We start from the raw sequence: 22,477 nt of genomic DNA on the forward strand, positions 1-22,477 counted from the left end.
TCGCTCTTGTTTGGCTTCTCTCTCAGGCACTTATTCAATATAACGAACCTATCTTCATGTGTCAACTATTTTTCCAAATATTTTTGAGAAGTTTGTCGATGCAGATGTAATCCTTAAATTGCAAGGGTTTTACTCTATTAAGTCTTTCTGGAAATTTCTGGATAAAATTCTGGTTGTAACCAGCTTTGGTGTTTTGTTATCCAGGCTGCTTTTAAACTCGCTGTTGCATGGCTGGCTACTTCCCATTAACTTCTTGACAACTATCACTTGGTGAGGCTCATGTTTTTAAAATGCCACGGTCGTATTGAGCAAAACGGCAGTTATGGGAGTACCTGAGGGTATCGGTATCAGCACAAACTGAAGTTCAGCCAGAAGAAGATTACTCCTCTAGTTTGATTCCAGGTGAAGCATCAGCTGATTTCATGGTGAAGCAGCATCAGCAAGAGCAGGTAAGGCTTTCGGGTCGTTTCCCGAATCATCATCTGCTTATATAGGATCAACAAAAACTCTTGAGCTTGTTCATGGAACATCTGCTGTACTTGATCGGATAAGTTCGTGTAGCGATCGCTCCTGAGGTATCATGTGGCGTTCGTAAAACAGCAACCCTGTCGAATCACCCGCAATACAAGGCGTTTCTGCCCAGTAACTACCGAGAATGAAGAATTATGTTTACCTGTAGCGATCGCACAAGCTGAAGTTCTACTGGCTCAACGTTGAGATGGGCGGCAATCAGTGCAAGGAGTTTTTGAAGATCCAGGGCTTGTGACGGCAAATCCATCTTCTGATTCATATCGTCTACCATCTCGTCATGCTAGCGTCAAACAAACAAAGAGAATGTGATGACTCCGTTTCCACCTACGCGACGACGCTTTATTCAAGTAGTTGCAGGGGCAAGTGTCCTGACTTTTTTGGGCTGTAATCGGCGGGAGCAAGCAATGGTGACGCTATATACTTTTGGCGACTCAATTTTAGATTGTGGACGATATAACGAGTTTGGCGTTCATCCAGGGCAACTCCTCGTCCAGAATGACGATCGCCTGTTTCCCGAATTTCAAGGTCAGGATCTCACTTCACATGGGCCTGCTCAACTGGAACATCGTGCGCGTGATGGTGCAACGGTTGATGGGTTGCCTTCTCAGGCTGATCGATTGCGGGTGGAAGGAAGGGCGATTGCACTAATCACTATTGGTGGTAATGATCTACTGCGGGGATTAATTCAAGATACTGGTGCAGGAATCGCAACGTTTGCCAATGCCCTCGATACATTTGTGCAGCAGTTGCCGATTCGTCCTATTCTGCTAGGTAATGTGTACGATCCTACCTTTGGAGATGATAGGCGCAACTTTGTAGGGGTTGAGTCGGCGATCGCCCGCAAGAACCTCCAGCGCATGAACACTGCAATTCAAGAAATCGCCAATCGCTATGGGCAATTAGTTGATCTCCATGCCCATTTCCTAAAGGGCGATCTATCCTGGTTCACAGCCACTATCGAACCAAGCCTGCGGGGTGCGTCCCAAGTGCGGCGAGCTTTTCTCCCGTATGTTCTCGGTAAATAAAGATATTTTTTATTAGGTCGAGATTATATAGATGAGCGTTACCAATCCTACCCTTAGATATAGATACAAAACGATCCTAATGGCAGACCAGCATCGCAAATTTAAATGCGATCGCATTCTACTACGGATTTGTAAAGTCAGCAGAAATCGATATACCGAGTTCCAGAAGTGTTCAACCTAGTCTGTAACAAAAATACCTCCTCCAAGTAGAGAAATTGTTCTAATACTTATCTTTAAAAATTATTTACGCGCTCCTGGACGCTTATTCTATGATGCAGAAGTAGTCTCACAAGGGCTACTTTTTTTCTGCTCGTTTTAAGCTGTGGAATCGCAGGATATAACTTAGCTAGGGATGATAACTGTTGTTCTAGAACTTCTAGGATTAGTTTATCTTAATTGGCATTGCTGTAGGATAGTGCGTTGTTGCCCCATTTTTTGCACTAATTCTGATGTGACTGGGACATTCTTAGTTAAATCCAAAGGACAGATAATATTTTCAAGTTGGGTTTTTCATACCCGTGCTGCTGAAATTGCGTCCCAACAAACATTTAATTCGGCGGAACCATCTTGTCCTGCTTGTGAGATAATTCATTGTCAACAGCAGCATAGTTGCTAGATAATCATTTACATTACCATCGTGATCCATTAATACTAGTTGTTTTTTCATAAAAGGAGAATTAATATGGATGAGTTTATAGAAGCTGCAATTCAAGAAGCAAAACAAGGCAGACAAGAAGGTGGAATTCCCATTGGTTCGGTTCTCGTCAAGGATGGCAAAATTCTTGGCAGAGGGCACAATAAACGTGTGCAAGATGGCGATCCTGTCACCCATGCCGAAATCGATTGTCTCCGCAATGCTGGGAGAGTTGGCAACTACAGAGGTACAACACTCTATTCAACTTTGATGCCGTGTTATCTGTGCGCTGGGGCAGTGGTACAATTTGGCATTAAAAAAGTCATCGCTGGAGAATCCAAAACTTTTCCTGGTGCTAAAGAATTTATGGTATCTCACGGTGTGGAAGTAATTGATCTTAATCTTGACGAATGCGAACAAATGATGAGTGAGTTTATTGAAACTAACCCGGAACTTTGGAATGAAGATATCGGTAATTAGTTAGGAGTAGCGCTGTTAAGGTGACTTTTGCTCGCAGAATTATGGCAAGAGCGATCGCTATCTAAAAAGGAACTTAACAATTCACGCATTCACGCATTCATGCATTCTTGCATTAAAGACATTTTGCCTACGGCACGCTATAGCCAACAGACTCTTATTTAAACTCCGACTCAAACTGAGACTACGTGTAATGGTTGGGGTCTTAAACCCTTTAATTTACTATAAAATAACAGGATAAATCCTGGGTGCAATCCTTGAAGGATTTGTCGAACAAAGTCCAGTAAGCGTGATGGTACTGGGGCTGATCGAAAGAGGCTAATGATCATTCCTAATCCAGCAAAAGTGTGCTGTTATTATCAATCAAGGTAAGAGCTTCACTAGTCGCCATGTCTGGCTTCGGCCGTGATGCAGCATAAGTCTGAATGTAACGCCGCACTTCTAGCGGAAAGTCGGGGTAATCTAACACTGCATCCCCATCGGCAATAGTTGCCCAAAAGTCTCGCAAACTAGGAGCTAATTCTTTTGCCTGTGATAATGGTAAGTTTAATGGAGAGTGAGTTAGTAGCTTGATTAAAAAGGGGAAAGAGCGATCGCCCATCCACTGCCGCGATGACTGTTGCAAGTCGGGGAACTCAGGCACTGACTCTACGCGATGGGATAAAATTTGCAACGATTCTTTACCTTGTTTATCCCGATGAAACTCTAGCACCCGATAAGGGTGAGGATAACTAACTAAAGAGCCAGTGGTAATATCATATACTCCTTGGGAGTAAGCAACATCCTGAATGTGCAAATGCCCAGTAAACACTAGCTTGACTCCGTAGCGCCTGAGCAACTGCAAAAGTTCTGCTGAATTGGATAACATATAGCGATTTGCCAGTGGATGGCTCGATTGATTGGGCAAATGCTCCACCACATTATGATGCACCATCACCAGAATTAATTCATCACCAGATGCCGCCAGCACCTCTTCTAACCACCGTAGCTGTTTGGTATCCAAACACCCCACCTGCTCACCTTGGTCATTAAAGAAGTTAGAATTCAGCCCAATCAGCTTAACTCCTGGCAATAACTGACGAATGTAGTAAATCTGCTGTGGATCGTCATAGCCACATTTCGTGTAATAGTAGGGAAAATCTGCAAAACCAATTGATTGCTGATCAGCCAACAGCACAGGAACGTCATGATTACCAGGAACAACATAGACAGGAAAAGGTAGCTGCGCTAAACATTGTTGCAACCAGGCGTGGTTTTCTGGTTCGCCGTGCTGAGTTAAATCTCCTGGTAACAACAAGAAATCTAAATCGAGTTGTGTTAAATGTTCTAGTACACTTTTAAACGCCGAGATGCTGACTTCCACCAGATGAAACCGACTGGGATGATCCCAGATTGTGTGGGGAAGTGCTAGGTGTAAGTCGCTAACTACCGCAAAGCGAAAATTGAGAGCCATTGATTTATGGAAATGTTAAAAGCAGGGTTAAAACAAGTCTTTTCCCAAAAGTATAACGCTTGCTTTGTTTCCCTGCGTAAGAGTGCGTTTACTTAACATTTATATACATTAAGCATTGATTAGACGCTATGGTGACAATTATTTATTGGGATTGTTAATTTTGAATTCGCAGCAAAGCGACGTGACTGCCTTTTCTGCTACTCCCCTTTTCGATAAAATAACTTAGCAGATCAGCAAGGAACAGATTTAGAATCATGGCTCAAGCTAGTATTGGGATTATTGGTGGTAGCGGTCTGTATAAAATGGATGCGCTCAAAGATGTAGAAGAGGTGCGAGTCGAGACTCCTTTTGGTTCACCATCTGATGCTTTGATTCTGGGGACTTTGGATGGTACACGGGTAGCTTTTTTGGCGCGTCATGGTCGCAATCACACGCTTTTACCTTCAGAGTTACCGTTTCGCGCTAATATCTATGCGATGAAACAATTAGGTGTGAAGTATTTAATCTCAGCTAGTGCTGTAGGTTCCTTGAAAGCAGAGGCGAAACCACTAGATATGGTGGTGCCAGATCAGTTTATTGACAGAACGAAAAATCGAATTTCAACATTTTTTGGTGAGGGAATTGTCGCTCATATTGCCTTTGCTGATCCGATTTGTAAGAATTTGGCTGTTGTGTTGGCAGATGCGATCGCATCTCTCAATTTACCAGAAGTTACTCTCCATCGCGGCGGCACTTATGTGTGCATGGAAGGGCCGGCTTTTTCCACAAAAGCAGAATCAAATCTTTACCGCAGTTGGGATGCAACAATCATTGGCATGACGAATTTACCAGAGGCGAAGTTGGCTAGGGAAGCGGAAATTGCCTATGCAACTTTAGCGCTGGTAACAGATTACGATTGTTGGCATCCAGATCATGACAGTGTGACAGTGGAATTAGTGATTAGCAATTTGCTGCGGAATGCTGTAAATGCTCAAAAGGTGATTCAAGAAACTGTGCGGCGGTTGAGTGAAAATCCACCGCCGAGTGAGGCGCATTCGGCGTTGCAGTATGCAATTTTGACTCAGTTGGATAAAGCACCAGCAGCGACAAAAGAAAAGTTAGGGTTATTGTTGCACAAGTATTTGTAGTATTGGTGATGAATGAGCGATGTCTACGACGGCTATGCCTACGCCTTCTCTACTTTGGGGTGCGCCAACGGCTTCTCCAAAGGAGTACGCAATCACTAATCAGCACTACGTAAGTCTTGCCCACCTAAAACTAAAACAAAGCCTGCCTACGCAGGCTTTGTTTAGGTAAACCCAGACTAAACGTCTGTGGGCGCTTTCATATTTTTGCAGGAGATTGAATAACTAATCTCAATCAACGTCTTTGACTGTCCTCTTGACTGCGTTGCCTGCATCCTCAGCTGTGCGCTGAACATTATTACCAGCATCCTCAGCCCCACGCTGAACATTTTTTGTCACATCTTCGGCAGCATTCTGGGTATTACCCTTAATATTTTCAATTCCACGCTGAGTTCCCTTAACAACACCTTTGCGAACTTCTTCAGCTGAACTGCCAATATCTTCACCCAGGTTCTTCACTCTTTCACCAAAGGGTGTGCCTTGTTTGTAATTTTGCCCATATTGGTCTGGGCTGTCAATTCCCTTCTGATCAATATTTTTTTCAGAATTTTTTGCCAGTGCATCAGCTTTGTCATTAGCTGCCTTTTCATCTAATCTCCCTCTAGGGTCTACATCGCTAAAGTTATTGATTCCACCAGCAGGAGAAGAGAGAGGATAATCTTTTGTGGGATCATATCGTTTGGAATAAGGCGATTGCTCATCAAGCTGTGGTGGCTGCGTTGCTACTCCTGGATCACCACAAGCTTGTGTCAGAAATAAGAATATTCCTGCAAAAAAAACAGTTAAAACTTTCAAGGGACGAATGCTTTTCAGCCAATTCATTGCTTTTTTCATACTTCTGCTCCTTGCATTTTTGTGACTAAGTTAAACTTCAACCAAGATGGCATTTTGAATTAATTTTACATCCAAAGCATTGAGATAAAATAAGGGTTCTATCTGCCTACTGCTGGATTTTTTTGTAATTCCGGTCTAGCAGACGCTTCATCTGCCTTATCTTTCAAAAAGCCGGAAGCTTCTTCAACAGCACCTTTTACAGTGTCAAGCCGATCTTGAACTCGATCTCCTAGATTTGGTTCATTCTGAATCAAACCACCTGGTTCAGGTTGTTGGAAGTCCTTGTCTGTGATAATTGGCAGTTCTCCTTCTTTCTTGATTCGACCTGCTGGTGTCTCAGCACCAGGATAAAGTATCTCGGATTCTTTGCTTGTAGCAATCAACAATTGCGAACTTGGTTGTAAGCTAGCTTCGTCGCGTCCCTGATTGGCTTTTGGGTTTACTATTTTCGGATCGGTGGACATTCTGTAGTCGGTATACTTGTCTCCACCGTTCTTATAAGGATTGTTTGCTCCGCCAGCTTGTACAGCAGGATTTTGTGGATTTGCACCTTGAGCATTTGCCCCACTACAAGCAGTGCTAACTATCAACATTAGTCCAGCGAAAAAGATAGTTAATACCTGGCGCAATCTTATTTTTTTCAAGAATACTCTTACAGCGTTCATGTAATCCTCCTTACCAAAATATTAATAAGCAAATAGTTTGCTGATTCATTGGATTGGTCAGCAAGTGATTGTGCTTGTTTGCGTTGCCTAATCTTTGATAACCTCTATTAAGGATATGAATAATAAAATTAACTTTACCTCTAGCGCAGGCCACATTTTAATTAGGTTCGATAGAATATTTTTATCTAACTAGAGAGAGATATAAAATAAAATAATATACTTTCCGGTAAAAGAACTACATAGACCTGTTTAATACTTCAAAAGCTTTGGATAGGTGGCTGATGTAGTGTAATAGTTGAAGTATTCAGCCCTTGTTGCTCTCACCGTTAAATCACTAAATTTATGAAGCAATTTTTACGCTGGATAATTTTGGGGGGAACGCTGTTTTTTTTAGGAAAAGCTTTGAAGGATAATTGGATTGAGGTGACTGCTATCCGCATTGATGGGGTAGGATGGGCAATTATAGCGATCGCAACAGGCGTAACTTTACTGGCACATACTTGGGCAGGCTGGATCTGGACTTGGATTTTGCAAGAGTTAAATCAACCTGTATCATCTTCCCAGTTCATCCTAATTTACCTAAAAACGAACATTGCTAAGTATTTACCAGGTAACATCTGGCATCACTACGGACGAATTATCGCCGCAAAAAATGCCAATGTTTCTGCTGGTGCAGCTACCTTAAGCGTTTTACTGGAACCGCTACTCATGCTAGCGGCTGCTTTAATCATCATTGTCCTATGCAGTAGCCAATTTGCGGCAGCTAATACTAGCCTTGTTTTGCAAATACTACAATTGCTGAGTTTAGCTGTAGTTCTTTGTGCGATTCATCCCTGGTTTTTAAACCCAGTTATTCGCTTTTTGTACAGATTGAAAGCAAAAAAGTCTGGTACTAGCACTGAGTCAACTGTTCCCTTCAGTCTTAAAAGCTATCCCCTACGTCCTTTGTTAGGAGAATTGGGCTTTATGGGACTACGCGCCACTGGGTTTATATTAACTATGTCCGCCGTGGGTTCGTTGAATGCGAATCAAATTCCTTTGTTGTTAGGGGCTTTTAGTTGCGCTTGGCTGTTAGGGTTTATCATTCCAGGTGCGCCTGGTGGGTTAGGTGTGTTTGAAGCGACTGCATATGAACTTTTACGACACCACTTTCCAGCTGCCCTAGTATTTAGTGCGATCGCTCTATATCGCCTTATTAGTATTCTAGCTGAAACTGCGGGTGCTGCTTTGGCTTGTTTAGATGAACGCCTTGCTAAATCATGAATCAGGCGACACTCATTTTTGTCTATCTACCTTTATCTGTGAGAACACACGATAACCATCCAGATTTAATTGCGGATCACTGCTTGTATCTTCTTCCATCTTAATCAAGTTATATTCTACGTTTTCTGCGTAAATTGCAAACGTGATATTAAAAATCTCCATAAAATTGATTACCCATTTACACTCATCTTTAGGATATTTTTCATAATAACGAATCAGATGAGCAATCCTAATTTCTAAATGTCTACGAGAATTTCTACAAATCAAAATAGTCTTTAGCAGTATAATCACTAATGTTAGAGAGTGACCTGGGGCAAGCAATAATATAAATAATGACGAAGGTTCTTTCCCATTTTCTGTTGTCAAACAATCAATCACTCGATTACAGGTTCTCAATAACAATTCTTTAGTGATAATTTCTTGACTATAATCTTTTTTCCATAAGGATAAATTCTCTGCAAACTGTCGCCGCCAAGTCTCGACTACTTTTTGATTATCTACAGAAAAAAATAGATATTTTTCTATACTTATTTTAAATTCTTCAAGAGTTTGCTCTTGAGTTTGCTTGATAAATATATGGGCAATATTTTCATGGCTAAACACACCCTTCCTTAAAACAATTGATTTTATTAAATGCAGAGCATTATCTCCCAAAAGACTGGGATTTGTGTAGCGTGTTGTGCTTGACACGGCAGATTGAGAACGAGCAATATACATTGCCAATTCAAACTTAAATTTGTCTTTTATCTGTTTAGAAAGCTTTCTGGCAGCCTCTTGCTGCTCTCTGGGATTATTCTCATTAATAGATTGATCAACTAATAAATAGGAACTGTAGCGATTAGCCCAATGACTTTTAGATAATTCCTCATGTTTCCCAGCAAATAATTTTAGTTCTTCGTAGTCTTTGCTGGTTATGAAATTTTCTAGCCAGCTTTTACAGATATTTATCGCTGGAAAATTATTGGTCTTTACTTTCATATTCTCATTAGCAAATAAATTAACTAATTCTTGAATATATTTGTCTTTTCTGTTACTTGTCCAATTGTTAATTATTATGTAGCTACACCGTTTAAGTGTATTACAGAACTCCTGTTCCTGCTCATCTAAAAAAATGCTGTATATCCCAGGTATAGAAGGGTAGTACTGTGAATCAAGACCGTCTATAAATAAAGCTTTGAATTCCCGTAAAACATCATCTGGCGGCAATTGTTTGACAATTTTCACGAAGAAGCTATAAACCTCTTCTTGTGCAATTTGCAAATTTGGCTGTCTAGATTTAGACGTAACAAAATGCGGATATTCCTGACTAATTAATAAACTATTAGCGGTCATTCCAGTTCTCAGGACAAAAAGGTTTCCTGTTCATATTATTACTAGCTTACCCTGAGTGAACAGTAGCATCAATCTATTATTCAGAGATTCAGTAATCTTTTTACACAAATTTGATAAACTCGGACTATAAATAAAGTATTAAACATAAATTGTTTAATACTTCATCAAATACTCCAGTAGAATTATCTACTTCTAAAAGACCATTTATAAAATTAATCATAAATAGTCTCTAAGTATCAGAGCCAGTAAACAACTGTATGGGCGAGTTGATCTACAATTAAATACAACTCGCCCATACTTGTATGGAAGCCTTTTGGCATTTTAAATTTTTAATGGGGGTGGAGGGACTTGAACCCACACGACCTTTTAGGGTCAACGGATTTTCATTTTCCCGCAGTTTTCACTGCTACCTGATGACTTTAGCAAGGTCAGGTTTTGAAAATTGGACTCTCCCTTTACCCTCGACTTAACGTTAGGGTAGCTCCCGTCGGGTCTCTGCACCTTCCCTCAATTTTGGATTTTAGATTTTGAATTTTTGATTAAACACTAATCACAAATCTAAAATTTTTGGGCTTGGCTCAGGATTGCCATGTCTGTCACCAGATTTAGGTTTCCCTGAGTTTGAGAGCTTCCACTTGAGGGATTTCTCCTCCAAGGCTCAATTATTTAAGTCCGTAGCGTCTACCATTCCGCCACACCCCCGTTATTTTGTGGAAGCAGTAAATACCCCCTTATCTATTCCACCATCAATTGTGTCTTTTGTCCAACTAGATTGAAAATATTTTTTCCAGAGTTGCGATTGGAAGTTTTCCTTGTTTGCTCGTAATCAATCTGGATGAGTTTTCTTTTCTTGTCTGACTAAAGCATTTGTTTTTTAGTGGGTTAACTATTATAGCATAATACTACCTTTTATCACTGAATCTGTACATAGACGAGAAATTCTAGTGCGGTTACGTTGAAAGCATTTATGACTATACTTCTCTGAGTCTGGCTCTTCAGCCTATGATGGAAAACAGATGCTTAAGACTTGAAAGTTATGATTGTCGCCCTGCTATATCTGATTTTGGCTGGAGCTTACCTTTTGGTAATCCCGATTGCTGTTTTGCTGTACCTGAAGCAGCGTTGGTATGTAGCTACCTCGATTGAGCGTGTCTTTATGTACTTTTTGGTGTTTTTCTTCTTTCCGGGTTTGTTGGTTCTATCGCCATTTGTAAATTTTCGACCTCAACGGCGACAAATTGAAGTTTAACGAGATTGGTAGGTCATAACTCTCATGCGACGGATTGACGCTATTGGAATTGGCTTGGGTGTTTTTATTGCCGGCGGCTTGGCATATGTAGGATTGCAGCTAGTCGGTTTGGATAATCAGCAAGCTGGTATATGGAGCCAAGTCTTACTAGTCAGTGGGTTAGTTGGCTGGTTAGCCACCTATTTTTTCCGTGCGGTGGGACAAAAAATGACCTACCACCAACAGCGGGAACAGTATGAGCAAGACTTTCTGCAAAAGCGGCTAGAAGAGCTTACTCCCGAAGAACTAGCACGAATTCAAGCCGAAATAGAACAAGAAGAGCAATCTCAGGTGTAAAGTTATCATTGATGAGTCAAGAGTCCAAAGTCTAGATTTTGACTCTTGACTCTTGACTCTTGACTCTTGATACTTGACTAAATGACTGCGATTTCTGATTGCTTTGAAACTCTTGGGCGCAATCGTGAGTGCGCTCTGATTCCGTTTATCACTGCTGGCGATCCAGATTTAGAAACAACAGCAAAAGCCTTGCAGATTCTAGATCGTAGTGGAGCCGACATAATTGAACTAGGTATACCCTACTCCGATCCTCTGGCGGATGGGCCAGTAATTCAAGCTGCTGCTACCCGCGCCCTGCAAAGGGGAACAAAATTAGAGCAGGTGCTAGAAATGCTGCAAGGGATTACTCCCAAATTGCGATCGCCGATTGTCCTGTTTACCTACTACAACCCAATTTTGCACCGGGGAATTGAAAAATTTCTCTCTTCAATTGCGGCTGCTGGGGTAGCGGGATTGGTAGTACCAGATTTGCCCTTGGAAGAAGCCGCAAGCTTGCTCCAACCAGCTAGTAAGATGGGAATTGATGTCATTTTGTTGGTAGCGCCCACCAGTTCTGCCCAACGGATAGAAGCGATCGCTCGCTCCTCCCAAGGATTTATTTATTTAGTCAGCGTCACAGGGGTTACAGGGATGCGATCGCAACTGGAAAACCGCGTGTCCGATTTACTCCAAGAAATTCGTAGTGTTACTGATAAACCTATTGGTGTAGGGTTTGGGATCTCCGAAGCTGCACAAGCCCATCAGGTAAAGGAATGGGGCGCAGATGCCGTGATCGTGGGTAGCGCTTTTGTGAAAAAGTTAGCCCAAGGTACCCCAGAGCAGGGACTAAATGCGATCGGTGAATTTTGCCAAAGTCTCAAGGCAGCCATCAAGACCAGCAACACCAGCACAAATACTCCCCTTGATTAGACGCAGAAAGTAGATTAAAAAGTATAACAGTGTAGTTTTTCTATCCTTGCTTGGTAGACAATTTGACCATTATGGTCTTGAATATTAACATCAGATATGATCATGTAAAAAAACTAGCTGATACAGTCGCTTATAGTTTGAGTATTATGTGAAATCAAGTAGGCATAATTTATGAGTGTGAGAGTGAGTCAGTCACAAATGATTATAGTTACGTCGCAATTGAGGAGCAAAGGCGATGAGTGAGAGTATGGCATTTATCGGCGGGGTCGCCGTAGCTGGGCTGGCGGCTCTCGTATTGCTCAAAGGAACAAATACCCCCCTACAACCTAACTTTGCTATTGCTCCGCAAATGCCAGGGGCTGTAGTAGCGCCAGGAATGCAGCCACAAATGTATCCTTACGGGCCTTATGGGCAACCAATGTATCCCAGTCAGGTTCAGCCATCGACTGCTCCCAGTTCTGACCAGCGTCTAGAGATGGAGAAGTTGAACACGCAGATGCAGCTGGAGCGTTTAAAAAACGACAATGAACAGCTGAAGTTGCAAAATCAACAACTCCAAGGCCAAGTCCAAAATTTCAATACTCAGCAACAGTGGCAATTAGCCCAGCAGAATAACCAACCAAAAACAGCAGCACTCCAGCCGCAAAATTCTTGGTGGTCTTCACCCATGCTTTGGGCTGTGGGAGGTGCAACTCTCACTATTGGTGGTGGTGTTGTCGTCGCTGGGGTATTGGCTTTATTTTCACCACGGCAGCGTCCAGCCCGTACTGTACAAGTGATTCATCCCTACCAAGGAAATACGCCGCCTTTGGTTCCAGTCCGTCGTGCTGAGTTTCTGCCTGCTGCGCGGATGGAAGCAAGACGAGTTGAAGCCCCAGAATACGACGAAATGCACTAATAGGGAAAATAAAACCATAGTTAACAATTCAAAATTAAATTTCGTTTCCAGGTTCTACCTGGAAATGAGATTTATTTGCTGCTGCCGCGAATTCAGTAGGCTACGCCTCCTTGTAGCCATTCCTAGCCAGAAGCTAGGAACGAGGTAAATCAACCTTGATATTACAAACCGCTTTTCGGAGTTTCTGTAGCATTAGGACTCTCTCTAGTGACAGGTTGCTTAGTATCGGGAAGTTTCTGTTGGGTATTTTTCTGATTACCTTGATTTTCTAGCTTAGTTAGTGCCTGTTTTGCCAGATTTTCGGCTGCTTGTTTAAATAATGGTTCGATTCTGTTTCGCCAATATTGAGTATTAGGCAACTTTTCTGGATGGTTTTTATAATCTAAAACTTTATCCCATTTTCCATCTTCCAGGGCTTTGTTGATCTCATTAGATATCGCCTCCGCTTTCGCCCAATCTTGCTGCCACTGGGCAATTACTTTACCTGTCTGTTGGATACCAGAAGCAGCGTTTGCCGGAACCGATTTCAAAAGTGCGATCGCTCCAACTATATCTCCTGATTCATACTTCTGTCTTGCTTGTTCTATAATATTGGCATTGTGATCGCTAGGCTGCGATCGCACTAATTTCCCAGTATCGTCTGTTGACCCCTTCGGCTTTTCTAGTAATGGAGTTGCGATATTCCTAGTTTTCGGTTTTGGCTGGGGAATTGGTCGAGTCGCAATCAGGGTACTATCATCTACAATTTTAGTTGCAATGCCTTTTTCGCGCAGGCAAGAACCCCATTCTTGATTATTGGTTATCACATCCGAGGATGCCCAAGCCAAACGGCCAGATTTAAGTTTAACTTCTATCCAACCTCGTTTTGTCCGCTTGCCTGTTACCTCGAAATTGGTGTTATTAGTAACAGTTTGCAAAATATTATCAGAATTAATCGAACTAGGTTCAGAACGAATATTAGAATTTCCGACGACAACAGCCGAGCATTTGTTTACTAAAGCGGTATCCTTACCTGTAAGATTAGCAGCTAAATTTTTTACATTTGGATATACATTTGCGACCAAGGCAGCCGCACCACCTGCCAATAATATGCCAATTAATATTGGCCATGGGTCGGATTTACTAGAGTCTTTAAGCGCAGGTTTCGCGGGGATAGGATTTGCTGGTGCAACTGCAACCGTATACAGCCGAGATACTTGAGGCTGGGATTTGGCGGCTTCTTGAGGTGTGGAAAGTGCAGATAGAGGATTAATCGCGTCTTTACATGCTTGCAGTGCTTCCGTGGCGCTTTGGTAGCGGTCTTTGAAGTGATAATGTACCATCTTGGACAACACTGCCGCCAGTCTGTAGTTCACAGTTACTGAAGGCTGCCAAATGATTTCGCCCGTTTCCGGGTCTTCTTGCAATTCTGTTGGATGCAATCCTGTTAAGGCTTGAATGGCGATGATACCAAGGGAATAGATATCACTGTTGGGGCGGGGTTTACCTTGCCCTTGTTCTGTGGGCATATAGCCAGGAGTGCCAATAACTACTGTGGCGGAGGGTTGTCCGCCCACTGTTACCAGTTGTGTACGCAGTTGCTTTACTGCCCCAAAGTCCACTAAAACTAACTTATTATCTGAGGCGCGACGGATGATATTATCCGGTTTGATATCGCGGTGAATTACGCCTTGGCGATGGACAAATTCGAGAATTTCCAGAACTTCTTGCAATAGTTGAATTACTCGGCTTTCACTCCAGCGCTTACCAGGTATAAGTTCCTCAGCTAGGGTATGTCCTTCAATATATTCTTGTAGTAAATAAAATTCTTGGTTTTCGTCAAAGTACGCTAGCAGCCTGGGTATTTGGTCATGGTTGCCTAGTTTTTCTAAGGTTTCGGCTTCGCTCTTGAACAGGCGTTTAGCGGTATCAAAAACTCTGGGGTCAGTTCCGGGTTTCAGGTGCTTGACAACGCAGATGGGATTTCCTGGCCGCCTTGTATCTTGGGCAATGTAGGTTTGACCAAATCCTCCCATAGCGAGGACTCGAATTACCTGGTAACGATGGTCTAGTAGCTTGCCTATCATATTCCCTCCCCAGAGTTATTACCTAATTTTCCAGCTGGTAATAAATATCTCCAAATTTTCTTCAATGAAATCCGCTATCTTGAGAAAAGATTTAGATTAAAAACGCAGCTTTTTAATAAACGCAGACTGTTTATTTTTCTTTTAGTGCCCCTGTTTACTACCAATGCCACCTAAAATAACAAATCCAGTAGCATGGCAGCAGGCTGAAATCCTCATGCAACCTGCTTTCATTCGCGTTATCGACAATATCCGCAAGCTGCTTGATGAATCTTCCTGGACGGGAACTTACCACGATGTCCTGATTTGGCCGCCTAGCACCACTGATGAAATCAAAGCATTGGTGACTGAGTTGTTGCAAGGAATGGAAACTGCAACGCCCCAAGAAGCAGATGAAATCAGAGAGACTCTGGCTCGTCTGCCGATGCCCCATCCAGGATATCACCTACGTTTGCAGCGTCAACAGCAACAAGCGAGTATCGATTTGTGGGAACTGTGTTACGAAGTGTGTTTTCTTGAATACACCCCAGAGAAGGAAGTTGCTGATATTGATACTAGTTTAATCGATGAACTCGGTGAAGTCGATTGGTTGCGTTTGGATGCTAAGTCCAAGGAGTTAGTTGAGGAGGCGTTTGCTAAATTGCCAGAGAGTTGAGAGAATTACCTGCGATCGCATCTGCTACTTTATTACAGGCGATCGCACTCTTAGAGGATGTTTGAAAAGTATTTGGCGAATAGAATTCGCTACTACACAAACGAACGCGAACAGCGTCTCGCAGAGAAGTCCACCTCCGTGGACTAAGAGAAAATCAATGGTTTTAACCCAGGATCGGTAGCTTTTGTCTGTATAGCCGCGACTTCCAGTCGCCCGGTGAGTAAACTTAAGAATACTGACCTGCTGTAATCAACCTGTCCCGTTCTTCTAAGCGCTCTGATTGATTAAATTGGAGAATTGCAACAGTTACTCGCCCAACTGATGTCAATGGTGCAATTTCTGCTCGATTCATCTGAAAGCGATCGCTCCATTTTTGAGTCCTTGGATTGAAAAAGGGTGTTAGTTTCCCTGTTTCAGGATGGATTGACCCCAAATCAGTACCTTTTGCACGATTACAGTATGGGCAGGCGAGAGCTAGATTCTCTGCTTCAGTAGTGCCACGATGTTTTTCGGCAATAATATGTTCCATCTCAAAACTAAATAAGTAAGTCGGTGAGAATAAATCAAACTAGATTAAGTAATGTAAAAAATCTTGAGATTAGTTCGTAGTGAGGACTTTAGTCCTCAAATGATGGCTGAAGCCCTCACTACAAACCTTGAATTATTCACACCGCTCTATTTAGTGCAGTACTCTGAGGAAATAAGCAGTACTCACACCTTTGGTTCGCTCGTTCAATTACGAGCTTCCGTAACTGGGCTGATACATAAGTCATGGATTTTGGCGTAATTGCTCGAAGACATGAGCTTTTGCCATACGCACAAGATGTTCTATGGTCAGATAGCGTTCTAGTTCAGCTTCACCTTTCGCTGAAAGTGTTCCTGCTTTACTTTGTGCTAGTAAATCACTTACACGACTTTGGAATTCCGGTGAGGGTCGGATTGCCAGAATTTGTTCTGATGTAGGCTGACTAGCTAACAATCCAATAATCTCTTTCTCGTCGAGAAAATTGCCAGACTGTTTGCTCAATAACTCTTCGAGACCGCGTTCTACTATCTCTTGTAAACGGTCTTGGAACGGCTGTAATTGCTGTCCTAGCTCCTCAGATACCTCAACAGTGATTTCCATCATCTAGCTCTGTTGTTTTTTAAATCAATCTATTAGCTATAAGTCTAGCTACAAATCAATCTATTAGTTTAATTTTATAAGTATCGTGTATAACTAGTTACTGTAAGCATATTTATTAGGTTACTACGGGCGATGTCTACGACGGGCTACGCCTACGCACTCTGAACATGCAAGCAATGGAAACTGCAACGCCCGAAGAAGCGGATGAAATCAGAGAGACTCTGGCTCGTCTGCCGATGCCCCATCCAGGATATCATCTACGTTTGCAGCGTCAACAGCAACAAGCGAGTATCGATTTGTGGGAACTGTGTTACGAAGTGTGTTTTCTTGAATACACCCCAGAGAAGGAAGTTGCTGATATTGATACTAGTTTAATCGATGAACTCGGTGAAGTCGATTGGCTGCGTTTGGATGCTAAAGCAAAGGAGTTAGTTGAGCAAGCTTTTGCTAAATTGCCAGAAGGGTAACAAATAAAATGCCCTCAGAATAGAATTCTGGGGCTATACAAACGTAATCGTAATAAGGTAAGGCTAAGGCGAAGCTTTTTCAGCCTATCTGGGTTGGGGGAATGGTCTAATCGCTTATCTAATTCTTTGCGATGGCTTCCAACTATCCAAAGATCCTCGTATAGATGTTAATTCAAGCAGATATTTAGTCAGCTTGTCTTTGTGAATATTAAGAATTTCACGGATATGATCAGCCTCGGCTTCTTTGGTATTCCGTTCTTTCAGCAAGCTGTCAAAATCATCTTGAAACATTTTAATAAAGTCATTGATTTGCTGTTCTGCACTTCGAAAATCTTCCTCAATTTGTTTTTCAATGACTCGCTGTAAAAGCTTTTGGTTTTCTAACACCTGCTCATCTATCTTCTGCTTAATTTGTTTTGCTGTTTGGCGTAAGTCAATTTCGTAAAATTCATGCTTATCCTGGTATGAAACATCTACATAATAGGCTTTATTCGATTTACAACAACCACTGTCTTTTTTTGCTTCTTTTCGTGTGCGAGTAAACACCTCTTGCTGGTATTGAATTTCTGCATCTATTCCTCGGAACTCAAAGCTAGGAAACTGAATATCATTTATATTTATATGAACGTTCAAAGATTGCCCAAGATATTGAGAAAGTTCATTTGATATCTGTTGAATATCTTCTTGTATTTTCTTAACTAAAGCTTCTCTTATTTTTGTCCCATCCCTAACTAGCTTATCTTGAGTGTCTAGCCACCAACTTTGAATATGAGGAGCGCAAAAATCATTGATGGTACTGCCAATTTTCTGAGCTTCCGCTTTAGTTTTTGCTCTAATGATGTATGAGTCTGATATCTTCAACGAATTTTGATTCCCAGAATTAGAAATATTCAATGAGTCTGGAACAGATTGCTTCATACTGTCTAGCAAAGAGTTGCGTGTTTTGAGTGCTGTTTTAAGTCCTTTTCCTAAAACTTTGCCCACAAGAGGAATAAACTCTAGTACTGTTCCACCTATTTCTCCAGCAATAGCAAACCAGTCAACATCTTGATATACGCGACTTTGTAAATTATCAGACTGTTTAATATTGTGTTCTGTGGATTTGCCTACCCTAGACTGAGCAATATGATCAATTTCATTTTGGATTTTATCTTTTGCTTCGTAAGCAAATATACTAACTCCTTGGATAAAACCCTTTACTAGTATTTCTTTTTGCTGTTCTACAGACTTTTTTACAGTTGCAACCTTAATTTTAGTAAATTCAGAATGTCTCCGGTAATCCTCTACTTTTATTTTGAGGGATTCAATCGTTATATCCCAAGCACCAAACTGTGTATTCAAAGAATTTTCAATTGCCTTTGCTGCTTTATCAAGTTTTGCCAAAGCATCACTGAGAAGATTCCAACCAGCATTTTGAGTTATGGTTTCAATAACTATTTTTTGAATAGTAGGTAAGCCACTATCCTCTAAAGCTTTTGGTGCAATTTCTGATGGCAACGGTATTACCTTTCTACCTTTAGCATCTCTTTCAGCATATTTTGCACTAAAAAAATCTTCAAAATCCTTTATCTGGCTATCTGTTGCTTTATCTTGTTGAATTAATTTCGCCAAAAGTCCTTGTCTAGAGCTTGCAGGATAGATAATTGGATTTGGAAAGCCAAAGGTAGTTAACTCTCGTTTCAAGTCCTCTATGACATCAGCAATTTCTCTATCTTTTTCTGTCTTCTGATCGACTTTGTTAAGGATGAAGTAAATCTTACCTGTGTTCTCAGATAAAATTTCCTGACGATTTTCTCTAACATCCTTAAACAAATCTGAAATAGCATTATCTTTGTAGGAAGCGTAATTTAAAACAAATAAAATTGCATTGCATTCTCGCAGCGCTTTCAGTGTAGTTTCCTTTAGTTTTACATTGAAATTGGTAGACTCCCACTCATTCGGGCCAGGAGTGTCAACTAAAGTAAAACCAGCAAGGGAAGAGAGTCCGCTAATAGCTTCGATAGGATACTCGATCTCAAAGCGTATGGTATCGTCAGGATTATCTTTCTCCCGAATCTCACGGGTACGCACTAGAAATTTCTCTTGAATTTCTCCAGCATCACCTTCAGCAAGAACAATAGGTCGTCTTTGTCCCTCTCGGTATTCTAAAAGTCTGGGGATTTGCCCAGATGGAATATGTCGAACGTCTGTACGGCAAATTGTACATGCTGCTGTCTCACTTGCCAGAACATCAGCACCAATCACGGCATTTAAAAAGGTACTCTTGCCAGCTTTCATCGCCGCGATAACAGCCACCTGATATTTATTCTCTTTCAATTCGTGTAGCGCTTTGTTGATATCATCTTCGACACTCTGCAAACCTTTGGTATCGTCTCCTTCACTGAGGCGACTTTGGCGAATTTCCTGAAGATACTGTAAAAGACCTGTACCAGCGTTATAAATGCTGTCGTGCGCTCCTTGGAACTGTTCAGAGGACATAATTAATTATGTGAGGGAAAGTTTAGCTAAAGCACGTACAGCTTAAATTACTAATGAAAATATTCGCCTCAGTAATTGCACTGTCACACTCAAGGCGATCGCAAGTTGTTAACAAAATTGCGATGTTGGTAAAGGCAGCTTCCCCATTTATCTGCATATATAGAAAATGAAATAGGAAGCGTGCTAGTATCAGGCAAAACGGAGCCAGTAAAGGATATATGTCAGAAATAAACTTAGATGAAATTAAACTTAAAGAACTGTTGAAAACAGTAATTGTTGAGGTACTTCAAGAGCAGAAAGAAATACTTTATGATTTATTGGCAGAAATCATGGAAGATATAGCCTTAGAAAGGGCTATTAAAGAAGGTGAAAATACTGAAACTGTCAGCCGCGAAGCTATTTTCAAAATTTTGGATAGTAAAGGATGAATATAGAGTTCAGAAAAAGCTTTGAGAAAGATTTAAATAATATTCGGGACGAAGCCTTACTTAAAAAGATTAAGGCAGTTATTGAAGAAGTAGAAAACGCCGAAAATCTAGTAGATATAAATAATATTAAAAAACTCCAAGCAGATGGTAATTATTATCGCATCAGAATTGGAGATTACAGAGTTGGAATTGCAGTATCAGAGAGTGTAGTAATTTTTGTGAGAGTATTACACAGGAAAGATGTTTACAGGTACTTTCCCTAGTGGAAGCGATCGCTTTAAGCATAACCCCTCTCACCCCTACGCCGCCCTTACAAAACCTCAAACTCTTCTACAGTTATCCCAGCTTGTCGTAAAATACTGCCCAGCGTACCAATAGTAATTTCTCGATGACGAGGCGCGATCGCAGTACGGCTTCCTTCATCGGTAGATTGCACTTTCTTTTGATTTGATTATAGGCTACAAGAAAACCGGAGATACATTGAAGGCGCAAACGCTTATTTGTTAAGATTTCCAGTGCGACAACATTGAAACAGGGCAACTTCTCATCACCATGCCAACATCTACACTTGACGATAAAGACGCAGCAGCTATCCAAGCCGCCAGAGTTGGGGTTGCAATATGCGATCGCACCGCCTGGGGACGCATCAAAGTAGCTGGCGACGATCGCCTCAATTTCTTACACAACCAAAGTACTAACAATTTCCAAATACTCAAGCCTGGACAAGGTTGTGATACAGTTTTCGTCACTTCCACAGCCAGAACAATTGATTTAGCAACCGCCTACGTTAGAGAAGATGCAGTAATCCTGCTAGTTTCACCCAACCGCCGCCAATATCTCATGGAATGGCTGGATAAATATATTTTCTATGCCGATAAGGTGGAATTATCTGATATTACCCAATACACCAACACCTTCAGCCTGATTGGCCCAGGAAGCGACGCTGTTTTAGAAAAATTGGGTATTGGCGAACTCATCGGACAACCTTACGGAAGTCACAAAGTATACACAATTGCTCCGGCTGAGGGAGTGCGGATTGCTGTGGGTAGTGGGTTAGCCGCTCCTGGATACACCTTAACTTTCCCTTATACTGACAAAGAAACGGTGTGGAATAAATTATTAGAAGCTGGGGCGATAGAGATGAGCGATCGCGCTTGGGATGCATTGCGAATCTTACAAGGCCGCCCTGCGCCAGATGCGGAACTCACAGATGATTACAATCCTCTGGAAGTTGGTTTGTGGCAAACAATTTCTTTTACTAAAGGTTGCTATATTGGGCAGGAAACTATTGCTCGGTTAAATACATACAAAGGTGTAAAACAACACCTTTTGGGTATTCGTCTCAGTGCCCCTGCGGAAATTGGAAGTGCGATCGCAGTTGGAGATGAAAAGGTCGGCAAACTTACCAGTTACACCCAAACCACTGATGGTTACTTTGGACTAGGTTACATTCGCACTAAAGCTGGTGGCGTGGGGTTGAAAGTCAAAGTGGGAGAAACTGAAGGTGAAGTCATAGAAATCCCGTTTGTTTCTCATGAGTACCCATAAGTAATTCAAGTTAAAACATCTTCTTTATTCCTAGCGCCGTAACAAAATTCATCTACCCAAGAAGCTATACTACGGGCATTTGTGGTTGGTAAATTTACTTTGATTTTAACATCTTCTGGTTGAATATTCGGTTGTTTGCCGTTGCTTTTAACCTCAGTAGGAATTGCTAGCGATGCTCCAGAAGGGAGCCGCCCAAGGGGCGATCGCACTGGTTTGCCATTACTGGAAATCTCAGTAGTAATTGCCAACGATGCGCCCACAGGGATTCGGCTAGATGGCGCGTTGCTTTTAACTTCGGTAGCTAATGCCACAGATGCCATAGTTTTGGCTTTGCTGTTAACCTCACTGGTCATTGTCGCCGATCCTCCTGAAGGTAACTGACCAGAGTGCCAGCGTACTGGTTGATATTCCCTTAGCAAACCGGAGGATGGCGTTTTTGCCGGAGTATCTGGAGCAATTTTAGTTGCATTTGCTACTACCAACTCAGGTTTGCGTGTGCGAACTACCTCAGTTGTAGCTGTAATTGATGGCACAAGTTCATCGGCGCGTGACAAGTTAGAATCTAGAGTTTTGGCAAGAGAATGAAGCGCAATCTTGCTGGCAGTTACAGCCGATGACAGATGTTGATCCTCAGAATGCTTCTCATCTGGCGACTCGCTTTCAACTTGGTTTATAGCCATAGAATGCTCTGATTTTATTAAACATAACTCTTGATCAGGATTGAAGTTAAGACCTAAAGCGGCGACTATTTTATCTGGATCGTTATTCAGATCCAGCATAAAAGTAAGTATTTCATCAAACTGGGGTTCTAGAACAGACAGTGTTGCCAAAATAAAACCGGACAAAGGACGGCGCAGGCCATCGTAAGTCCCCCAAATTCGGATTTTGACCAGCCAGGAAATATTTTGCTCGTAGTAACTCAGCCAGTTTTGTTTTAAGGATTGACGCAGCTGTTGGATATTCATTGGATGCCTCACTTCAG

Annotated in this window: 23 protein-coding genes and 3 pseudogenes; 13 read left to right on the forward strand and 13 right to left on the reverse strand. The window is 41.8% G+C overall.

The genetic code is table 11. The annotated features are described in order from the left end of the window. Positions 1 to 410 precede the first annotated feature (410 nt). Both HWQ23_RS29040 and HWQ23_RS29045 read right to left on the reverse strand, forming a co-directional pair. Positions 411 to 545: pseudogene (locus HWQ23_RS29040) on the reverse strand (hypothetical protein); the annotation flags it as partial. 101 nt (positions 546 to 646) lie between these two features. Beyond that, complete coding sequence (locus tag HWQ23_RS29045) at positions 647 to 802, reverse strand: hypothetical protein (protein WP_292836534.1); 156 nt, start codon at positions 800 to 802, stop codon at positions 647 to 649. A 37-nt stretch (positions 803 to 839) separates the two neighbouring features. On the opposite strand from HWQ23_RS29045, the gene HWQ23_RS29050 reads away from it, so the two are divergent. Next, complete coding sequence (locus HWQ23_RS29050; RefSeq protein ID WP_292836536.1) at positions 840 to 1,556, forward strand: SGNH/GDSL hydrolase family protein; 717 nt, start codon at positions 840 to 842, stop codon at positions 1,554 to 1,556. Between the two features lie 417 nt (positions 1,557 to 1,973). Here the strand turns inward: HWQ23_RS29050 and HWQ23_RS29055 are convergent. Then, a pseudogene (locus tag HWQ23_RS29055) lies at positions 1,974 to 2,135 on the reverse strand (nucleoside hydrolase); the annotation flags it as partial. Positions 2,136 to 2,238: 103 nt separating this feature from the next. Between HWQ23_RS29055 and HWQ23_RS29065 the strand changes: the two are divergent. After that, complete coding sequence (locus tag HWQ23_RS29065) at positions 2,239 to 2,670, forward strand: nucleoside deaminase (protein WP_292836538.1); 432 nt, start codon at positions 2,239 to 2,241, stop codon at positions 2,668 to 2,670. Positions 2,671 to 2,998: 328 nt separating this feature from the next. On the opposite strand, the gene HWQ23_RS29070 is transcribed toward HWQ23_RS29065, so the two are convergent. Continuing rightward, entirely contained in the window at positions 2,999 to 4,120 is a 1,122-nt protein-coding gene (locus HWQ23_RS29070; protein WP_292836539.1) for a metallophosphoesterase family protein, read from the reverse strand. Positions 4,121 to 4,374: 254 nt separating this feature from the next. On the opposite strand from HWQ23_RS29070, the gene HWQ23_RS29075 reads away from it, so the two are divergent. Further along, complete coding sequence (locus HWQ23_RS29075) at positions 4,375 to 5,247, forward strand: S-methyl-5'-thioadenosine phosphorylase (RefSeq protein ID WP_292836541.1); 873 nt, start codon at positions 4,375 to 4,377, stop codon at positions 5,245 to 5,247. Positions 5,248 to 5,475: 228 nt separating this feature from the next. On the opposite strand, the gene HWQ23_RS29080 is transcribed toward HWQ23_RS29075, so the two are convergent. Then, positions 5,476 to 6,078, reverse strand: a complete 603-nt coding sequence (locus HWQ23_RS29080; protein WP_292836543.1) for a hypothetical protein — start codon at positions 6,076 to 6,078, stop codon at positions 5,476 to 5,478. Between the two features lie 98 nt (positions 6,079 to 6,176). Then, a complete protein-coding gene (locus HWQ23_RS29085; RefSeq protein ID WP_292836546.1) occupies positions 6,177 to 6,743 on the reverse strand; it encodes a DUF6658 family protein in 567 nt (188 codons plus the stop codon). A gap of 342 nt (positions 6,744 to 7,085) precedes the next feature. Here HWQ23_RS29085 and HWQ23_RS29090 point away from each other — a divergent pair, with 342 nt between their 5' ends. Next, a complete protein-coding gene (locus HWQ23_RS29090; RefSeq protein WP_292836548.1) occupies positions 7,086 to 8,006 on the forward strand; it encodes a putative bifunctional lysylphosphatidylglycerol flippase/synthetase in 921 nt (306 codons plus the stop codon). Between the two features lie 12 nt (positions 8,007 to 8,018). Here the strand turns inward: HWQ23_RS29090 and HWQ23_RS29095 are convergent, their stop codons facing one another. Then, on the reverse strand, positions 8,019 to 9,338 hold the full coding sequence (locus tag HWQ23_RS29095; RefSeq protein WP_292836551.1) for a hypothetical protein: 1,320 nt from the start codon (positions 9,336 to 9,338) through the stop codon (positions 8,019 to 8,021). A 1,036-nt stretch (positions 9,339 to 10,374) separates the two neighbouring features. Here HWQ23_RS29095 and ndhL point away from each other — a divergent pair. The 4 genes from ndhL to HWQ23_RS29115 all read left to right on the forward strand — a co-directional run bounded on the left by ndhL (position 10,375) and on the right by HWQ23_RS29115 (position 12,730). Continuing rightward, positions 10,375 to 10,587, forward strand: coding sequence for an NAD(P)H-quinone oxidoreductase subunit L (ndhL, locus tag HWQ23_RS29100; RefSeq protein WP_292836554.1), 213 nt, complete (start codon positions 10,375 to 10,377; stop codon positions 10,585 to 10,587). Between the two features lie 24 nt (positions 10,588 to 10,611). Beyond that, complete coding sequence (locus HWQ23_RS29105) at positions 10,612 to 10,923, forward strand: DUF3007 family protein (RefSeq protein WP_292836557.1); 312 nt, start codon at positions 10,612 to 10,614, stop codon at positions 10,921 to 10,923. An 81-nt stretch (positions 10,924 to 11,004) separates the two neighbouring features. Continuing rightward, positions 11,005 to 11,832 carry a tryptophan synthase subunit alpha gene (trpA, locus tag HWQ23_RS29110; protein WP_292836560.1) on the forward strand — a complete coding sequence of 276 codons (828 nt, stop codon included), beginning with the start codon at positions 11,005 to 11,007 and terminating at the stop codon, positions 11,830 to 11,832. Positions 11,833 to 12,067: 235 nt separating this feature from the next. Beyond that, complete coding sequence (locus HWQ23_RS29115) at positions 12,068 to 12,730, forward strand: heterocyst differentiation related protein (RefSeq protein WP_292836563.1); 663 nt, start codon at positions 12,068 to 12,070, stop codon at positions 12,728 to 12,730. A 161-nt stretch (positions 12,731 to 12,891) separates the two neighbouring features. On the opposite strand, the gene HWQ23_RS29120 is transcribed toward HWQ23_RS29115, so the two are convergent. Then, positions 12,892 to 14,796 carry a serine/threonine protein kinase gene (locus HWQ23_RS29120; RefSeq protein WP_292836566.1) on the reverse strand — a complete coding sequence of 635 codons (1,905 nt, stop codon included), beginning with the start codon at positions 14,794 to 14,796 and terminating at the stop codon, positions 12,892 to 12,894. A gap of 163 nt (positions 14,797 to 14,959) precedes the next feature. On the opposite strand from HWQ23_RS29120, the gene HWQ23_RS29125 reads away from it, so the two are divergent. Next, entirely contained in the window at positions 14,960 to 15,448 is a 489-nt protein-coding gene (locus HWQ23_RS29125; RefSeq protein WP_292836568.1) for a hypothetical protein, read from the forward strand. A gap of 226 nt (positions 15,449 to 15,674) precedes the next feature. Here the strand turns inward: HWQ23_RS29125 and HWQ23_RS29130 are convergent, their stop codons facing one another. Both HWQ23_RS29130 and HWQ23_RS29135 read right to left on the reverse strand, forming a co-directional pair. Further along, positions 15,675 to 15,977, reverse strand: a complete 303-nt coding sequence (locus tag HWQ23_RS29130; protein WP_292836571.1) for an HNH endonuclease signature motif containing protein — start codon at positions 15,975 to 15,977, stop codon at positions 15,675 to 15,677. 240 nt (positions 15,978 to 16,217) lie between these two features. Next, on the reverse strand, positions 16,218 to 16,577 hold the full coding sequence (locus tag HWQ23_RS29135) for a hypothetical protein (protein WP_292836573.1): 360 nt from the start codon (positions 16,575 to 16,577) through the stop codon (positions 16,218 to 16,220). A gap of 164 nt (positions 16,578 to 16,741) precedes the next feature. On the opposite strand from HWQ23_RS29135, the pseudogene HWQ23_RS29140 reads away from it, so the two are divergent. Beyond that, positions 16,742 to 17,041 (forward strand): annotated as a pseudogene (locus HWQ23_RS29140) (hypothetical protein); the annotation flags it as partial. A 114-nt stretch (positions 17,042 to 17,155) separates the two neighbouring features. Here HWQ23_RS29140 and HWQ23_RS29145 read toward each other — a convergent pair. Next, complete coding sequence (locus HWQ23_RS29145; protein WP_292836575.1) at positions 17,156 to 19,519, reverse strand: dynamin family protein; 2,364 nt, start codon at positions 19,517 to 19,519, stop codon at positions 17,156 to 17,158. Positions 19,520 to 19,737: 218 nt separating this feature from the next. Between HWQ23_RS29145 and HWQ23_RS29150 the strand changes: the two genes are divergently transcribed. Further along, the gene (locus HWQ23_RS29150; RefSeq protein ID WP_292836577.1) at positions 19,738 to 19,947 is read left to right on the forward strand and encodes a hypothetical protein; all 210 of its coding nucleotides are present in this window, start codon (positions 19,738 to 19,740) and stop codon (positions 19,945 to 19,947) included. After that, entirely contained in the window at positions 19,944 to 20,210 is a 267-nt protein-coding gene (locus HWQ23_RS29155; RefSeq protein WP_292836579.1) for a type II toxin-antitoxin system RelE family toxin, read from the forward strand. Before HWQ23_RS29150 ends, HWQ23_RS29155 begins: the two co-directional genes overlap by 4 nt. Positions 20,211 to 20,257: 47 nt before the next feature. On the opposite strand, the gene HWQ23_RS29160 is transcribed toward HWQ23_RS29155, so the two are convergent. Then, positions 20,258 to 20,383: a type II toxin-antitoxin system HicA family toxin gene (locus tag HWQ23_RS29160; protein WP_292836581.1), complete on the reverse strand. Its 126-nt coding sequence runs from the start codon at positions 20,381 to 20,383 to the stop codon at positions 20,258 to 20,260. Between the two features lie 116 nt (positions 20,384 to 20,499). On the opposite strand from HWQ23_RS29160, the gene ygfZ reads away from it, so the two are divergent. Further along, on the forward strand, positions 20,500 to 21,495 hold the full coding sequence (gene ygfZ, locus HWQ23_RS29165; RefSeq protein ID WP_292836583.1) for a CAF17-like 4Fe-4S cluster assembly/insertion protein YgfZ: 996 nt from the start codon (positions 20,500 to 20,502) through the stop codon (positions 21,493 to 21,495). 5 nt (positions 21,496 to 21,500) lie between these two features. Here the strand turns inward: ygfZ and HWQ23_RS29170 are convergent, their stop codons facing one another. Beyond that, positions 21,501 to 22,460 (reverse strand): DUF5331 domain-containing protein, encoded by a 960-nt coding sequence (locus tag HWQ23_RS29170; RefSeq protein ID WP_292836586.1) that lies wholly within the window; start codon positions 22,458 to 22,460, stop codon positions 21,501 to 21,503. Between the last annotated feature and the right edge of the window lie 17 nt (positions 22,461 to 22,477).

It is taken from the genome of Nostoc sp. JL33 (genome assembly GCF_017114985.1).
GTDB lineage: Bacteria > Cyanobacteriota > Cyanobacteriia > Cyanobacteriales > Nostocaceae > Nostoc.

What these genes read in the sequence shown, in the direction of transcription:
- HWQ23_RS29045 (WP_292836534.1), bottom strand. Translation starts at nt 802, where the DNA reads ATGGTAGACGATATGAATCAGAAGATGGATTTGCCGTCACAAGCCCTG.
- HWQ23_RS29050 (WP_292836536.1), top strand. Translation starts at nt 840, where the DNA reads ATGACTCCGTTTCCACCTACGCGACGACGCTTTATTCAAGTAGTTGCA.
- HWQ23_RS29065 (WP_292836538.1), top strand. Translation starts at nt 2,239, where the DNA reads ATGGATGAGTTTATAGAAGCTGCAATTCAAGAAGCAAAACAAGGCAGA.
- HWQ23_RS29070 (WP_292836539.1), bottom strand. Translation starts at nt 4,120, where the DNA reads ATGGCTCTCAATTTTCGCTTTGCGGTAGTTAGCGACTTACACCTAGCA.
- HWQ23_RS29075 (WP_292836541.1), top strand. Translation starts at nt 4,375, where the DNA reads ATGGCTCAAGCTAGTATTGGGATTATTGGTGGTAGCGGTCTGTATAAA.
- HWQ23_RS29080 (WP_292836543.1), bottom strand. Translation starts at nt 6,078, where the DNA reads ATGAAAAAAGCAATGAATTGGCTGAAAAGCATTCGTCCCTTGAAAGTT.
- HWQ23_RS29085 (WP_292836546.1), bottom strand. Translation starts at nt 6,743, where the DNA reads ATGAACGCTGTAAGAGTATTCTTGAAAAAAATAAGATTGCGCCAGGTA.
- HWQ23_RS29090 (WP_292836548.1), top strand. Translation starts at nt 7,086, where the DNA reads ATGAAGCAATTTTTACGCTGGATAATTTTGGGGGGAACGCTGTTTTTT.
- HWQ23_RS29095 (WP_292836551.1), bottom strand. Translation starts at nt 9,338, where the DNA reads ATGACCGCTAATAGTTTATTAATTAGTCAGGAATATCCGCATTTTGTT.
- ndhL (WP_292836554.1), top strand. Translation starts at nt 10,375, where the DNA reads ATGATTGTCGCCCTGCTATATCTGATTTTGGCTGGAGCTTACCTTTTG.
- HWQ23_RS29105 (WP_292836557.1), top strand. Translation starts at nt 10,612, where the DNA reads ATGCGACGGATTGACGCTATTGGAATTGGCTTGGGTGTTTTTATTGCC.
- trpA (WP_292836560.1), top strand. Translation starts at nt 11,005, where the DNA reads ATGACTGCGATTTCTGATTGCTTTGAAACTCTTGGGCGCAATCGTGAG.
- HWQ23_RS29115 (WP_292836563.1), top strand. Translation starts at nt 12,068, where the DNA reads ATGAGTGAGAGTATGGCATTTATCGGCGGGGTCGCCGTAGCTGGGCTG.
- HWQ23_RS29120 (WP_292836566.1), bottom strand. Translation starts at nt 14,796, where the DNA reads ATGATAGGCAAGCTACTAGACCATCGTTACCAGGTAATTCGAGTCCTC.
- HWQ23_RS29125 (WP_292836568.1), top strand. Translation starts at nt 14,960, where the DNA reads ATGCCACCTAAAATAACAAATCCAGTAGCATGGCAGCAGGCTGAAATC.
- HWQ23_RS29130 (WP_292836571.1), bottom strand. Translation starts at nt 15,977, where the DNA reads ATGGAACATATTATTGCCGAAAAACATCGTGGCACTACTGAAGCAGAG.
- HWQ23_RS29135 (WP_292836573.1), bottom strand. Translation starts at nt 16,577, where the DNA reads ATGATGGAAATCACTGTTGAGGTATCTGAGGAGCTAGGACAGCAATTA.
- HWQ23_RS29145 (WP_292836575.1), bottom strand. Translation starts at nt 19,519, where the DNA reads ATGTCCTCTGAACAGTTCCAAGGAGCGCACGACAGCATTTATAACGCT.
- HWQ23_RS29150 (WP_292836577.1), top strand. Translation starts at nt 19,738, where the DNA reads ATGTCAGAAATAAACTTAGATGAAATTAAACTTAAAGAACTGTTGAAA.
- HWQ23_RS29155 (WP_292836579.1), top strand. Translation starts at nt 19,944, where the DNA reads ATGAATATAGAGTTCAGAAAAAGCTTTGAGAAAGATTTAAATAATATT.
- ygfZ (WP_292836583.1), top strand. Translation starts at nt 20,500, where the DNA reads ATGCCAACATCTACACTTGACGATAAAGACGCAGCAGCTATCCAAGCC.
- HWQ23_RS29170 (WP_292836586.1), bottom strand. Translation starts at nt 22,460, where the DNA reads ATGAATATCCAACAGCTGCGTCAATCCTTAAAACAAAACTGGCTGAGT.